This is a genomic window from Neorhizobium sp. JUb45 (genome assembly GCF_004343585.1).
Taxonomy (GTDB): Bacteria; Pseudomonadota; Alphaproteobacteria; order Rhizobiales; family Rhizobiaceae; genus Neorhizobium.
In genome coordinates this window covers 253,824-267,934 of the sequence record NZ_SLYW01000001.1, presented here as the reverse complement: position 1 = coordinate 267,934, position 14,111 = coordinate 253,824, and the positions used below count along the sequence as shown (strand labels likewise).

Sequence of the window (14,111 nt, the reverse complement as noted above, 5' to 3'; positions counted from 1 at the left end):
GCTCAAAGCGAACGGCTGGCAACGGGTCCCTTGTGACCGTTGAATTGTTTTTGGACAAGGTGGAGCAAATCCGGCATGGCGTCAAATATCGCGTCGGGCTGAAGTGCTTCGATCCGTTCACGATATCCGGCAACGTGGGTGTGCGAGCCGCCCGTGAAGGCGAGCGCCGTCATGCCGGCCCGCTGTGCTGCCTCGATGCCGGCCGGGCTGTCTTCCACGACGATGCAGTTGGCAGGGTCATAGCCCATCTTCTCCGCTGCAAAGAGGAAGAGATCGGGCGCAGGCTTGCCGTTTTCGACCATCGAGGCGCTGAAAATGTTCGGCTCGAATTTGTCGAGAAGCCCGGTCAGCGACAGCGACAGGCGGATACGTTCCGGCTGGCTGGAAGATGCGACGCAATGGGCGCAACCGAGCCTGTCGATCGTATTGGCAATGCCTTTTATGGCCTGCAATTCGGTGTGGAAGCGCTCGTAGAGATCGACACGCAGGCTTTCGAGAAAGTCCGGCCCGGTGTGAAAACCGTATTCCTCGTCCATGACCTGGGTCATGGTGGCGAGGCTGCGGCCGAGGAAGCGGCCGTAAGCTTCCTCCTCGGCCATATCGATGCCATGGCGATTGAGCGCTGCGACGAGAACACGAACCGAAACCGGTTCGCTATCCACAAGAACCCCGTCACAATCGAAAATCACCAGCGGCAGGTCATTCATGGCATCGGCCCTTACTTGACCAGTTCGTCGGCGAGATAGAGTTCCAGCGTTTTTGCCGTACCCTCAGCCCACAGCGTCTTCAGCGCATGCGCAAAACGCTTGCGGAACAGCTCGTTGCCCGACACCTCGCCAAAGATCTCGTCGAAGACGAGGAAGGCATCCGGATCGTCCTTGGCCTTGATCGCAGCGGCCTGCAGCTTTTCGGCGCTGGCATCGTTGAAGACGATCTTGCGACCGCTGTCCGACGTGCCTGCGAAATAACGGCACCACAGGGCAGAGACCAGCGACAGGCCGATAATGTCGTCACCCTTGGCGAGGCGATCACGCGTCGAGGGCAGAATGAACTTCGGCTGGCGGTTGGAGCCATCCTGCGCCAGACGCGGAATGGTGTCGCCGATCTTCGGGTTGAGGAAACGGCGCTCGATCAGATCAAAGTAGTCGTCGAGGCTGGTATTGGGCACCGGCGGCACGATCGGGATGATCTCTTCCTTTTCCAGCTTGGCAAGGAAGGCGCGGATCAGCGGGTGTTCCATCGCCTCATGCACGAAGTGGATGTCCAGAAGCTCGCCCGGATAGGCGATCGTCGCATGGCCACCGTTGAGGATGCGCAGCTTCATCAGCTCGTAAGGGGCAACGTCGGGCACGAACTGCACACCGACCTCTTCCAGCGCCGGACGGCCGAGCGGGAACTTGTCTTCCATCACCCACTGCTTGAACTCTTCGCAGAACACCGGCCAGTTATCGTCGATGTTGAAATCGTTCTTCAGAATGTCGATTTCGCGCTGGCCGGTGGCCGGCGTGATGCGGTCGACCATGGAATTCGGGAAAGCAACGTCTTCATGGATCCAGTGGGCGAAATCCGCATCCGACAGCTTTGCCAGACCGATGACCGTGCTTTCCGTCACCTCACCATTGCCCGGAATGTTGTCGCAGGACATGATCGTGAAGGGGGCGATGCCGCGTTCCTTGCGAACCTTGAGGCCGGCGAGGATAAGACCGAACACGGTCTTCGGGGCGGTCGGGTTGTTGGCATCCTCCACCATGGCCGGATGCGCCGGATTGAAGTTGCCGGCAGCGTCGATGAAATAGCCACCCTCGGTGATCGTCATCGAGACGATGCGGGTGGCGGGGTCTGCCAGCTTTTCGATCAGCGCCGCCGTTTCGCCCGGTGCGATGATATCGATCATCGGGGCGGTGACACGGGCACCGGTCTTGTTGTTGTCCTGCTCGACAACGGTGGTGAGGAAATCCTGTGCCTTGAGCTTTTCGCGCATGGCGGCGTCGGACGGCATGACGCCGGCACCGGTGATCGCCCAGTCATGGCCCTTGCCGGTGTTGAACAGGTCGTCGAGATAGATCGCCTGATGCGCGCGGTGAAAGTTGCCAACGCCGAAATGCACGATGCCATGGCTCAGTGTCTTCGGATCATAGGCAGGAATGGCGGCTGTTGCCTTGGCCTCATTCAGCGTGGCCAGCGAAAGTTTTACGGTCATGTCTCGGTCCTCGAAGGTCCTTAAATATCAAATACATGCATGATCGCCACAAACGGGCGGTCAGCGAGAGCCTCAGCTCATCCAGTTGCCGCCATCGACGTTGTAGGTCTGGGCGACGACGTATTCGGCATCACGGCTGGCGAGGAACACGGCCATGCCGGTCAGGTCTTCCGCCGTGCCCATGCGGCCGAACGGAACGGCCTCGCCCACCAGCTTCTTCTTTTCGCCGCGCGGACGGTTCTCATGCTTGGCAAACAGCGCATCGACGCCGTCCCAATGCTCACCGTCAACGACGCCGGGGGCGATCGCGTTGACGTTGATGCCGTGCTTGATCAGGTCGAGACCGGCGGACTGCGTCAGGCTGATGATGGCGGCCTTGGTGGCGCAGTAGACGCCAACCAGCGCTTCGCCGCGACGGCCGGCCTGGCTGGCCATGTTGATGATCTTGCCGCCCTGCCCGCGCGCAATCATCGACTTGGCGACGGCCTGCAGCATGAACAGCGAACCGGCGACGTTGATCGAAAACAGCGTGTCGTAGCTTTTACGAGTGATCTCGACGATCGGCGCCAGATCGAACAGCGCCGCGTTGTTGATCAGGATATCGACGCCACCGGTCTTTTCCTCGACCGCGCGGATGGCCGCATCGATCGACGCCTGATCGGTGACATCGAGCTGGACCGCATAAGCATTCGGCCCGATTTCCTTGGCCGTCTGCTCGGCGCGTTCGATATTGATATCGGCGATAGCCACGGTTGCGCCTTCGCGCACATAGGCTTCCGCAAACGCCCGGCCAATGCCGCGCGCCGATCCGGTAATGATCGCCGATTTGCCTTCCAGTCTGCCTGTCACGGTCTTTATCCTTGATATGACAATTCTAGTCTCAGCCCGCGATCCGCAGGCCCTTGTCGTCGAAACGGTGCAGCCTCGTCTCATCCGGCGTCAGATAGACGGTATCGCCGTGATGGGCGCCGAATTCGCCGCTTGCGCGTGCCGTCATCTTGCCGATGCCATCGACATCGAGATGCAGGAACGTGTCGGCGCCGAGATGTTCGGCAACCGAAACCGTGCCCTTCCAGGTGCCGCTTTCCTTGGACAGCGTCAGGTGTTCGGGGCGGATGCCGGCGGTCTTGGCATTCTTCGCCTGTGCGTATTCACCTTCGATGAGGTTCATGCGCGGTGAGCCGATAAAGCCGGCGACAAACAGGTTGCGCGGCGTGTTGTAGAGGTCCATCGGCGAACCGACCTGCTCGATATTGCCGCGATTGAGAACAACGATCTTGTCGGCCATGGTCATGGCTTCGATCTGGTCATGGGTGACGTAGATCATCGTCGTTTTCAGCTGGTTGTGCAGATCGCTGATTTCCAGACGCATCGTGCCGCGCAAAGCCGCATCGAGGTTGGAGAGCGGTTCGTCGAACAGGAAGGCCGACGGTTCGCGAACGATGGCACGGCCGATGGCGACACGCTGGCGCTGGCCGCCCGAAAGCTGGCCGGGACGGCGCTCGAGATAGTCCGTGAGGTTGAGGATGCGGGCGGCATCGGCAACCTTCTTGTCGATGGCCGACTGTTCCATCTTCGCCATCTTCAGCGGGAAGGCGATGTTCTTGCGCACGCTCATATGCGGATAGAGCGCATAGGATTGGAACACCATGGCAAGGCCACGCGCGGCCGGTGCCGCTTCCGTCACATCCTTGCCGTCGATGGTGATCGAACCGCCGGAGACATCTTCGAGACCGGCGATGAGGCGAAGCAGGGTCGACTTGCCGCTGCCCGACGGGCCGACGAAGACGACGAATTCGCCATCGGTGATTTCCAGATCGACGGAAGGAATGACCTTGGCTTCGCCGAAATGCTTCTGGACGTTTTTGAGAGTAATGCTGCCCATGAGACGAATTCCTTACTTAACCGCGCCAAACGTGAGGCCGCGAACGAGTTGCTTCTGGCTGAACCAGCCGAGGATGAGGATCGGCGCAATCGCCATGGTGGAGGCCGCCGAAAGCTTTGCCCAGAACAGACCCTGCGGGCTTGAGAACGAGGCGATGAAGGCCGTCAGCGGTGCCGCATTGGTGGTCGACAGCTGGATGGTCCAGAAGGCTTCGTTCCAGGCAAGGATGATGTTCAAGAGCAGCGTCGAGGCGATACCCGGCACCGCCATCGGCGTCAGCACGTAGACGATTTCCTTCCACAGATTGGCGCCATCCATACGGGCCGCTTCCAGAATTTCGCCCGGAATTTCGCGGAAATACGTGTAGAGCATCCACACCACGATCGGCAGGTTGATCAGTGTCAGCATGATCGTCAGGCCGATACGGGTATCGAGCAGGCCAAAGTTGCGGAACAGGATGTAGATCGGCAGAAGCACCGCAACGGCCGGCATCATCTTGGTGGAGAGCATCCACATCAGGACGTCCTTGGTGCGCTTGGTCGGCGCGAACGCCATCGCCCAGGCCGCCGGAATGGCGAAGATCAGGGCAAGGATGGTCGAACCGATCGACAGGATCACCGAGTTCATGAACGGCTTGAAGTAGTCACGCTGCGTCTGCACCGTGATGTAGTTCTCGAACGTGCCCGACGGGATCAGGCTGAACCCGTCGATCGCTTCCGGCTCCGTCTTGAAGCTGGTGATGACCGCGTAGAGGATCGGGAAAAAGATCACCAGCGCCACGACCCATGCGATGACGGTCCAGACGATCTTGCTTTGCGTCGTTGTTTTGCGAGCCATGATCGTCTCTCCTACTTGTCCAGGTTCTTGCCGACGGCGCGCATCAGGAAGAAGGCGACGATATTGGCGAGAACGACAGCGATGATACCGCCTGCAGCACCACCACCGACGTCGTAACCGAGACGCGCGGTGCGGTAGATCAGGAAGGTCAGGTTGGTGGAGGCGTAACCGGGGCCGCCATTGGTGGTGACGAGGATTTCCGCATAAATGCCGAGCAGAAAGATCGTCTGGATCAGGATGACGACCGTGATGGCGCGGGAAAGATGCGGCAGCGTCAGGTAGATGAAGCGGTTGAGGAAGTTGGCGCCGTCCATTTCGGCGGCTTCCTTCTGCTCGCCGTCAAGCGATTGCAGGGCCGTCAGAAGGATCAGCGTTGCGAACGGCAACCACTGCCACGCGACGATGACGATCACCGAAAACAGCGGATATTGCGCGAACCAGTCGACCGGTTGAACCCCGAAGAAACGGGCGATATCGGCCAGCACCCCGTAGGACGGGTGCATGATCATGTTCTTCCAGATCAGCGCTGCCACCGGCGGCATGACGAAGAAGGGCGAGATCACCAGAATGCGCACGATGCCCTGGCCGAAGATCGGCTGGTCGAGCAGCAGACCGATGGCAATGCCGCCGATCACGGTGATGGCCAGCACACCGACCACCAGGATCAGCGTGTTCCAGATCGCCGTGAAGAAAGCCGGATCGGTATAGAAATACTGGTAGTTGAAGAAACCACCGAAGCTGACATTCTGGGGTGTCAGCAGATTGTAGTTCTGGAAGGAGTAATACAGCGTCATCGACAGCGGTATGACCATCCAGACCAGTAGGGCAATGACGGAGGGCGCCATCATCAGCCGCGCCAACGTCTTCGTATTCTGCGTTGCCATTTCAGCGACCCTCCCTTGAGTAGCCACACGTTCCGCTCCGGCGGGGAGCGCTCGCATGGTTTTCATCTTCTTGTTATGGCTTTGCCCGCAACCGGGGGCTCGGGGGCGACCGCCCGGCAAAACAGCCGGGCAGCCTTGGTCCTTGGGAGGACGTTACTTGATGTAACCGGCGCGGGTCATGTCGCGGGTTGCCGTTGCCTGAGCGGCGGCAAGCGCGTCGTCGACCGTGGACTGGCCGGCGATGACAGCCGAGAACAGCTGACCGACAGTCGTGCCGAGAGCCTGGAATTCAGGGATCGCGACGAACTGGCCACCGGTGTAAGGAACCGGCTTGACGGTCGGCTTGGTGATGTCGGCAGCATCCATCGCGGCAAGCGTCGGAGCAGCGAAGGCAGCGGCCTTCTGGTAATCCGCGCTCTTGTAGAGCGAGGTGCGCGTGCCCGGAGGAACGTTGGCCCAGCCTTCCTTGGAAGCGACGAGCGTGGTGTAGTCCTTGCTGGTTGCCCAGGAGATGAACTTCTGCGCCGATTCAGCCTTCTTCGAGGAAGCCGGTACGGCGAGGTTCCACGACCACAGCCACTTGCCATGGTTGTCGACGCCGTCCTTGTTCGGGAACATCGCGTAGCCAACCTGGTCGGCAACCTTCGAGTCCTTCGGGTTCGACACGAAGGATGCGGCGACGGTCGCGTCGATCCACATGCCGCACTTGCCCTGCTGGAACAGCGTCAGGTTTTCGTTGAAACCGTTGGAAGAAGCGCCAGCCGGGCCGGCATCCTTCATCAGGTCGGCGTAGAACTGAAGTGCTGCCTTCCACTCCGGCTGATCGAACTGCGGCTTCCACTGCTCATCGAACCAGCGACCGCCGAACGAGTTGTTCAGAGCCGAAACGAAGGCCATGTTTTCGCCCCAGCCGGCCTTGCCGCGAAGGCACATGCCGCTGATATCGGCCTTGCGATCGGTGGTCTTGCGGGCCGCGTCAGCGATGAATTCCCAGGTCGGCTTTTCCGGCATTTTCAGGCCGGCTTTTTCGAACAGGTCCTTGCGGTACATGATCATCGCGGATTCGCCGTAGAACGGTGCCGCATAAAGCTTGCCGTCAAGCGACAGGCCACCGCGGATCGCTGGCAGCAGGTCATCGATGTCGTACTTGTCGCCAAGGCCGTCGAGCGGCAGCAGCCACTTCTGCTTGGCCCAGATCGGAACTTCGTAATTGCCGATGGTGACGATGTCGTACTGGCCACCGCCGGCGGCGATGTCGGTCGTCACGCGCTCACGCAGCACGTTTTCTTCCAGAGTGACCCACTCGACCTGAATGTCGGGGTTCGCCTTGGTGAACTCGGACGTCAGGGCCTGCATACGGACCATGTCGCCATTGTTGACGGTTGCAATTGTGAGGGTTTCGGCAGAGGCCATGCCGGCAAACGCCAGCGCCGAGCAGGCGCCCAGCAGAACGGTCTTCAATGTCATATCTTCCTCCCGAGAAGATTGGATGCGAGCATTCGCTTTGCTCGTGGGCAATTACTTATCAGCGGATGACAGAAGTCAATGCGGATTCGTCGCTGCACTGCGATTAAAACGTTTTAAATAATTGATTTTGTTGTGATAAATTTTTGCTCACAGGGAGAGCAACTGCTCAGCAGCCGCTTCATCGGTGATCAAACCATTGATTAACTTGCCCTTCAGGGCTGCAGCCATGGCGGGAATCTTGCGTCGGCCTTGCGCGATTCCCACAACCGAACAGGTATCGCGCGATGGGATCGGCACGGAAGCGACGCGTCCGTTGATGGGGTTATCGAGCAGTTTTCCGTCATGGTCGAAGAACCATCCGCAGATTTCACCGGCGGCGCCACCATCAACCAGAGACTGCATTTCCTCGCGCTCGAGAAAACCGTCGAGGCAGAGCGGCCCATCCGGCCCGAGCTCGCCGATACCGACAAAAGTGACATCGGCCATGGCGCCGAGCTTGATGGTGGAGCGCACCAGGGCCTGGTCATGCAGCGTCTCGCGTTCCTCCACGGATGTGCACATGACAGGCAGCGGCATGGGAAAATGTCGCGCCTTGATGGCATCGGCCATGGAAAAGATGACGTTGTAATAGGCGGCCGATCCATCCGGCCCGATATTACCGGTCAGCGACACGATGCGATGTTGTGGACATTCCATCGGCGGCAACTGGTCGACAGCGGCTTTCAATGTGCGGCCAGTGCCGATGGCAACGATGATCGGGTCTGGCCGCTTCAGCCAGCGCTCGATTTCGGCGGCTGCCGCTTCGGCAATGCCGACCGTGGTCGACACGGCGGCCGGATCGCTCGGCACGATCTCGATATATTTCAGGTCGTGTTTGGCTTTCAGCGCCTCTGCCAGTTCCAGGCAGGCGGCGATCGGATGATCGAGCCGCACCTTGATCAGCCGCTCGGCAACGGCAAGCGATACAAGCCGCTGCGCCGACTGACGCGAAATGCCCATGGTAGCGGCGATCTCGTCCTGGGTGCGCCCCGCGACGTAATAAAGCCAGCCGGCACGCGCCGCATCGTCAAGCCGTCCCTGCGAATCCGACCGTTTTGCCATGACAGAAATCTCCTCTTGCGATTTGCTGACATGTTTTTGGAGGGCCTGTCAAATGCTGAAAGATAACAAGCATCAAGCGAGCCAGCATTGGCGCATCATCCCGATCTATGGTGTACGGGATAGTTCTAGAGCCACGTCATTTCATGAGTTCATCGAGATGGGTATTAGGCTCACCTTGATAGCCGCCTTGCAAGTCTGCGAGAATATCATCGGGCAGAGAGTGAACGTAGAAGGCCTCGCGCACGTCGATAACTTTCTTTCCCGCCGTTCGAGCGCGCTCAAGAATATAGGCCTGCTGCCGCTCCTTAGACCAGCTCTCCCGATCAAACATGTCGAACATGGCAAGCTGCTCAGCATCCAGCGGGTTGCCCTCGATCGCCTGCAGATGCGCGGCTTGCAGCGTGCGTTGGCGCAGCGTTTCCTTGTCTGTCATCTGCACCCTCCTTCGTCTCCGAGGTACAGATCTTATCAGAAGCGCGACCGGCCGACAAACATGTGGCCGGTCGGCACACTCGAAATACTTACGCCATCTGCACCAGATGCCCTTCGGACACCTCACGGTACTGCCTGATCGGCGGTACATAATCCACCGCGCGGATCGGGCTCTTGATCTCGTCGGTCGACATGTTGCGCTTGATCGAGCGGCGCGATGGATCGGGCACCGGCACGGCGGCGATCAGCTTTTGCGTATAGGGATGCTGCGGGTTCTCGAAGACCGCCGCCCGCGGGCCGATCTCGACGATCTCGCCCAGATACATTACCGCCACCCGGTGGCTCACCCGCTCTACCACCGCCATGTCATGGGAGATGAACAGGAAGGCCAGTTTCAGGCTCTGCTGCAGGTCGAGCAGAAGATTGCAGACCTGCGCCTTGATCGACACGTCGAGCGCCGACACCGCCTCGTCGGCCACGATTACTTTCGGATCGAGCATCAGCGCGCGGGCAATCGCCACGCGTTGGCGTTGGCCGCCGGAAAACTCGTGTGGAAAACGCCGCATCATGTCCGGCGAAAGCCCCACTTTGGCCATCAGGTCGGCCGCCTTTTCGCGTGCCTGTTGTTTGCTGCCGAGATTGTGCTCGATGAACGGCTCCATCACCGCAGACCCGACGCTCATGCGCGGGTTGAGCGAGGCAAACGGATCCTGAAAGATCATCTGGATCGACCGGCGCATGGTGCGCAGGGCCGAACGGTCGAGCTGCATCACCTCGTATCCGTCGAGCGTCACCTTGCCGTCGGTCGGTTCGATCAGACGGGTGATCGAACGGCCGGTGGTCGATTTTCCACAGCCTGATTCACCGACAAGCGACAGCGTCTCGCCGGCAAACAGCTGGAACGAGACCTTTTCCACCGCGTGCACGGCCCCGGATTTGCGTGCGAACAGGCCGGAGCGGATATCGAACCGCGTCGTCAGATCCTTGACGTCGAGGATCGGTGTCTTGCCCTTGGCCACCGTGTCGGACACGTCGGCGGTCGGTATCTGCTCGCCGGTGGTCGTGTCGATGATCTGAAACCGCTGCGGCAGTTTTCGCTCACCCATCGAGCCGAGTTTTGGCACCGCCGACAGCAGCGCCCGCGTATAAGGATGCTGACCGCGATGAAAAATATCGTCGGTGGCGCCGGTTTCCACCTGCTCGCCGCGGAACATCACGATCGTGCGGTCAGCCACTTCCGCCACCACACCCATGTCGTGGGTGATGAAGAGAACAGACATACCCTCCTCTTCCTGCAGAACCTTGATCAGATCGAGAATCTGACCCTGGATGGTGACATCGAGTGCGGTCGTCGGTTCGTCGGCGATCAGCAGTTTTGGTTTTGTCGCAAGCGCCATGGCGATCATCACGCGCTGACGCATACCGCCGGAAAACTGGTGCGGATATTCGTCGAACCGGTTCTTGGCGTTGGGAATGCGCACCTTTTCAAGAAGCCGGATGACCTCCGCCTTCGCCTCCGCATTGGAGATATCGCGATGCACGGTCAGCGCTTCGGCGATCTGCCGGCCGATCGGAAAGATCGGATTGAGCGAGGTCATCGGCTCCTGAAAGATCATCGAGATATCGTTGCCGCGCACACGCCGCATCTGCTCTTCCGGCAGCGAAAGCAGCTCCTTGCCGCCGAGCATAACCTTGCCCTCGATCTTGCTCGTCGCCTTGGGCAAAAGCCGCATGATCGACAGCGAAGTGACAGATTTGCCCGATCCGCTTTCGCCGACGATTGCCACCGTCTCGCGGGGCGCAACGTCGAACGAAACATTGCGCACCACCGATTTCCACTCGTTGTTCACACGGAACGACGTGGTGAGATTTTCGACCGACAGGACCGGCGTCACCGAAGACTGCATCCCAAATTCCCCTGTTTTTGTTTTATGTCATGCAAGCTGCCGGCCTCAGGCCGGAAGCGATGTCTCCGCCAATGTCACCCAGTAGCTGATGCCATAGGGCAAGGCCTCGTCGTTGAAGTCGTAACCGGCATTGTGCAGGCCGGCGGTGTCGCCATTGCCGATGAAGATGAAAGCGCCGGGTCGTTTTTCCAGCATGTAGGAGAAATCCTCGGCGCCCATATGCGGCGCCATGCCGGTATCGACGGCGTGATCGCCGGCCACCTTGGCCGCGACCCCAACAGCAAAATCCGTCTCCGCATCATGGTTGAACGTCACCGGATAACCACGACGGTAGTTGACCTCAGCCGTCGCACCATGGGCAATAGCGGTGCCTTCAGCGATTTCCGTGAGGCGTTTCTGCGCAAAATCGCGGGTTTCCGACAGAAGTGTGCGCACCGTTCCCGTCAGCTTGACGAAATCGGCAATGACATTGCTCGCCTCACCGCCATGGGTGGTGGCAACGGTGACGACCAGCGACTTCAGCGGATCGGTTTCGCGCGACACGATCGACTGCAACGCGATGATGATATGGGCAGATGCCACCACCGGATCGATGGAGCGATGCGGCTGCGCGGCATGGCTGCCGCGACCGTTAATGGTGATTTCAAACGTGTCGGCCGCCGCCATCACGCCGCCTTTTCGGGTGGCGAATTCGCCCACCGGCAGCTTTGGTTCGTTGTGCATGCCATAGACTTGGGAAATCGCATATTTGTCGATGAACCCGTCGTTGATCATCGCAAGCGCGCCCGCCCCGCCCTCTTCCGCCGGCTGAAAAATCACCGCGACAGAGCCTTTGAAATTGCGGGTTTCGGCGAGATATTGTGCGGCACCCAGCAGCATGGCTGTATGGCCATCATGACCGCAGGAATGCGCTTTGCCCGGCGTTTTGGATGCCCAAGGCTTGCCAGAGGTTTCGAAAATCGGCAGCGCATCCATATCGGCGCGGAAGCCGACAACCGGGCCGTCGCCATGCTTGCCCTTGATGATGCCGACCACGCCGGTCCGGCCGATACCGGTCTCCACGGTATCGCAGCCGAAGGATTTCAGCTTGTCGGCAACGAAGGCCGCCGTCTCGTGAACATCATAGAGAAGTTCCGGATTTTCATGCAGGTGGCGTCTCCATCCGGCCACGGTTTCCTGCATTTCGGCGACGCGATTGAGCACTGGCATTTCAGAGACCTCGTTGATTTATCGATATTTCCCACTCTGGCTGGCGGGGATATTGCGACGCGTCGGAGGCCTTTTGCAAGCTGCAAATTTCCATCTTGACCGAAAAATAGGCCCGTGCTTGGATGGCACAAAATTTGATCACTAACGAATGGGAACACGGTGATCATGCCACTGAACACAAGCCGGCAAGGAGGAATGGTAACGGCATTTCGACTTTAAAAGCAGAGGCTTGAACAACAGCCCCTTATGGTCGTCATGCATGCTGAATATACATCAGCACATGTTCATATTTGCAACTCATAAGAGAACAACAAGGGGAATGGCAAATGAAAAACGTGAAAATGCTTCTGGCCGGCACGGTGGCCGCGCTCGCCTTGGCGGGCGGAACGGCTCATGCCGAACGGGGCACGGATGGTGATCTGAAGATCCTGTTCTGGCAGGCCGTGTCGACACTGAACCCGTTCCTTTCGGCCGGCACCAAGGAAGTGCTCGCCTCCTCCATCGTTATCGAACCACTGGCCCGCACCGATGAAAAAGGCGAGCTGACACCGTGGCTCGCTTCCGAGATCCCGACCGTCGAAAACGGCGGCGTGGCCAAAGATCTGCTCAGCATGACATGGAAGCTGAAGCCCGATGTCAAATGGTCGGACGGCACGGCCTTCACCGCAGAAGACGTTATCTTCACCTGGAAATATTGCACGACGCCGGATGGCGGCTGCGCCCAGCGCGCCCAGTATGAAGGCGTGAAAAATGTCGAGGCCGTCGATCCGCATACGGTGAGGATCACCTTCGAAGAGCCGAAGCCATACCCCTATTCCGCCTTTGTCGGCCCCCAGTCTCCGGTCATTCAGGCCGCCCAGTTCAAGGATTGCCTCGGCACCAAGGCACCGGGCTGCACGGCCGCAAACTTTGGCCCGATCGGCACCGGTGCCTTCATGGTCACCGATTTCAAGCCGAACGACGTCATCACCTACAAGGCCAATCCGAACTATCGCGATGCCGCCAAGCCGGCCTTCGCCTCGATCACGCTCAAGGGCGGCGGTGACGCGGCTTCCGCTGCGCGCGCGGTTCTCGAAACCGGCGAATACGATTACGCCTGGAACGCCCAGGTGGAGCCGGAAGTGCTGGAAACCATGATGGCCGCCGGCAAGGGTCGCCTCGAAATCTCCTTCGGCACGCAGACCGAACGCATCAACCTCAACTGGACCAACCCTGATCCGGCGCTGGGCGCAAAGCGCTCCACCACGGAAGCCGGCCCGCACCCGGCCCTCAAGGACCCGGCCGTGCGCCGTGCGCTTTCGCTTGCCATCGACCGCGACATCATCGTCGAGGCCGGTTACGGCAAGTCCGGCAAGCCGACCTGCAACATCGTTCCCGCACCGGCGGCGGTCGCCTCCACCAAGAACGACAGCTGGTGCCTGAAGCAGGATCTCGAAGCCGCCAACAAGCTGCTCGACGATGCCGGCTGGGTAAAGGGTGGCGATGGCATTCGCGCCAAGGACGGCGTGAAGCTGAACTTCCTCTACTCGACCTCCACCAACTCGGTGCGTCAGGCAACCCAGGAACTGGTCAAGGCCATGTGGGCGGAGATCGGCGTCGGCGCTGAACTGCGCAACGCATCGGCTTCCGTCTTCTTCGGCGGCGATCCGGCAAGCCCCGATACGTTCCAAAAGTTCTATTCCGACGTCATCATGTACACGAACAATTTCGACGGCACCGACCCGGAAAAATATCTGGCGGAATGGCTGTGCGACAAGATGCCGGGACCGGCCAACGGCTGGCAGGGCCAGAACATTCCCCGTTATTGCAACCCGGAATTCGACAAGTTGGTCGGCACGCTCTCCAAGACCGCCGATCTGGAAAAGCGCGCCGAACTTTCCAAGCAGCTGAACGACATGCTGACCGAAGAAGGTGCGCATATCCCGCTCGTCCACCGTGGCGACCAGTCGTCCTTCTCCGTCACGCTCGAAGGCGTGAAGATGAATTCCTGGGACAGCCAGGTCTGGAACATCGCAGACTGGTCTCGCAAGAAGTAATGCTCGCTGCCGGGTCGCGCATGTCGCTGAAGGCCCGGCCGCACTCTCTCCGCACTGCCGCATCGTCATTGGATGATGCGGCGGTCTTGTAAATCTGCAGCCATGCCCGAGACGGCAACATGGCGTCGGCCGCGCTGCAGCCTGGAGACCCTG

General features: G+C 59.7%; 12 protein-coding genes. 1 reads left to right on the top strand and 11 read right to left on the bottom strand.

Translation table 11 applies throughout. The features are described from left to right. Positions 1 to 2: 2 nt before the first annotated feature. The 11 genes from EDF70_RS01150 to EDF70_RS01100 form a co-directional block, all read right to left on the bottom strand. On the bottom strand, positions 3 to 707 hold the full coding sequence (locus EDF70_RS01150; protein ID WP_132271423.1) for an HAD family hydrolase: 705 nt from the start codon (positions 705 to 707) through the stop codon (positions 3 to 5). A gap of 11 nt (positions 708 to 718) precedes the next feature. After that, complete coding sequence (locus EDF70_RS01145) at positions 719 to 2,200, bottom strand: mannitol dehydrogenase family protein (RefSeq protein WP_132271422.1); 1,482 nt, start codon at positions 2,198 to 2,200, stop codon at positions 719 to 721. A gap of 72 nt (positions 2,201 to 2,272) precedes the next feature. Next, a complete protein-coding gene (locus EDF70_RS01140; protein ID WP_165931913.1) occupies positions 2,273 to 3,049 on the bottom strand; it encodes an L-iditol 2-dehydrogenase in 777 nt (258 codons plus the stop codon). A 31-nt stretch (positions 3,050 to 3,080) separates the two neighbouring features. Continuing rightward, positions 3,081 to 4,085 carry an ABC transporter ATP-binding protein gene (locus EDF70_RS01135; RefSeq protein ID WP_132271420.1) on the bottom strand — a complete coding sequence of 335 codons (1,005 nt, stop codon included), beginning with the start codon at positions 4,083 to 4,085 and terminating at the stop codon, positions 3,081 to 3,083. Positions 4,086 to 4,097: 12 nt separating this feature from the next. Further along, positions 4,098 to 4,922, bottom strand: coding sequence for a carbohydrate ABC transporter permease (locus tag EDF70_RS01130; RefSeq protein ID WP_132271419.1), 825 nt, complete (start codon positions 4,920 to 4,922; stop codon positions 4,098 to 4,100). Positions 4,923 to 4,933: 11 nt separating this feature from the next. Further along, positions 4,934 to 5,806, bottom strand: a complete 873-nt coding sequence (locus EDF70_RS01125; RefSeq protein ID WP_132271418.1) for a sugar ABC transporter permease — start codon at positions 5,804 to 5,806, stop codon at positions 4,934 to 4,936. 153 nt (positions 5,807 to 5,959) lie between these two features. Then, positions 5,960 to 7,273, bottom strand: coding sequence for a sugar ABC transporter substrate-binding protein (locus tag EDF70_RS01120; protein ID WP_132271417.1), 1,314 nt, complete (start codon positions 7,271 to 7,273; stop codon positions 5,960 to 5,962). A gap of 147 nt (positions 7,274 to 7,420) precedes the next feature. After that, positions 7,421 to 8,374 (bottom strand): sugar-binding transcriptional regulator, encoded by a 954-nt coding sequence (locus EDF70_RS01115; RefSeq protein ID WP_132271416.1) that lies wholly within the window; start codon positions 8,372 to 8,374, stop codon positions 7,421 to 7,423. A 136-nt stretch (positions 8,375 to 8,510) separates the two neighbouring features. Beyond that, positions 8,511 to 8,807: a hypothetical protein gene (locus EDF70_RS01110; protein WP_132271415.1), complete on the bottom strand. Its 297-nt coding sequence runs from the start codon at positions 8,805 to 8,807 to the stop codon at positions 8,511 to 8,513. Between the two features lie 88 nt (positions 8,808 to 8,895). Then, positions 8,896 to 10,713, bottom strand: a complete 1,818-nt coding sequence (locus EDF70_RS01105; protein ID WP_132271414.1) for an ABC transporter ATP-binding protein — start codon at positions 10,711 to 10,713, stop codon at positions 8,896 to 8,898. 45 nt (positions 10,714 to 10,758) lie between these two features. Further along, positions 10,759 to 11,922 carry a M20 aminoacylase family protein gene (locus EDF70_RS01100; protein ID WP_165931912.1) on the bottom strand — a complete coding sequence of 388 codons (1,164 nt, stop codon included), beginning with the start codon at positions 11,920 to 11,922 and terminating at the stop codon, positions 10,759 to 10,761. 326 nt (positions 11,923 to 12,248) lie between these two features. On the opposite strand from EDF70_RS01100, the gene EDF70_RS01095 reads away from it, so the two are divergent. After that, positions 12,249 to 13,958 (top strand): peptide ABC transporter substrate-binding protein, encoded by a 1,710-nt coding sequence (locus tag EDF70_RS01095; protein WP_132271413.1) that lies wholly within the window; start codon positions 12,249 to 12,251, stop codon positions 13,956 to 13,958. The last annotated feature ends 153 nt before the right edge of the window (positions 13,959 to 14,111 follow it).

Bases quoted from the DNA above. Each gene is read 5' to 3' on its own strand.
- EDF70_RS01150 (WP_132271423.1), bottom strand. From the start codon at position 707: ATGAATGACCTGCCGCTGGTGATTTTCGATTGTGACGGGGTTCTTGTG.
- EDF70_RS01145 (WP_132271422.1), bottom strand. From the start codon at position 2,200: ATGACCGTAAAACTTTCGCTGGCCACGCTGAATGAGGCCAAGGCAACA.
- EDF70_RS01135 (WP_132271420.1), bottom strand. From the start codon at position 4,085: ATGGGCAGCATTACTCTCAAAAACGTCCAGAAGCATTTCGGCGAAGCC.
- EDF70_RS01130 (WP_132271419.1), bottom strand. From the start codon at position 4,922: ATGGCTCGCAAAACAACGACGCAAAGCAAGATCGTCTGGACCGTCATC.
- EDF70_RS01125 (WP_132271418.1), bottom strand. From the start codon at position 5,806: ATGGCAACGCAGAATACGAAGACGTTGGCGCGGCTGATGATGGCGCCC.
- EDF70_RS01120 (WP_132271417.1), bottom strand. From the start codon at position 7,273: ATGACATTGAAGACCGTTCTGCTGGGCGCCTGCTCGGCGCTGGCGTTT.
- EDF70_RS01115 (WP_132271416.1), bottom strand. From the start codon at position 8,374: ATGGCAAAACGGTCGGATTCGCAGGGACGGCTTGACGATGCGGCGCGT.
- EDF70_RS01110 (WP_132271415.1), bottom strand. From the start codon at position 8,807: ATGACAGACAAGGAAACGCTGCGCCAACGCACGCTGCAAGCCGCGCAT.
- EDF70_RS01105 (WP_132271414.1), bottom strand. From the start codon at position 10,713: ATGCAGTCTTCGGTGACGCCGGTCCTGTCGGTCGAAAATCTCACCACG.
- EDF70_RS01100 (WP_165931912.1), bottom strand. From the start codon at position 11,922: ATGCCAGTGCTCAATCGCGTCGCCGAAATGCAGGAAACCGTGGCCGGA.
- EDF70_RS01095 (WP_132271413.1), top strand. From the start codon at position 12,249: ATGAAAAACGTGAAAATGCTTCTGGCCGGCACGGTGGCCGCGCTCGCC.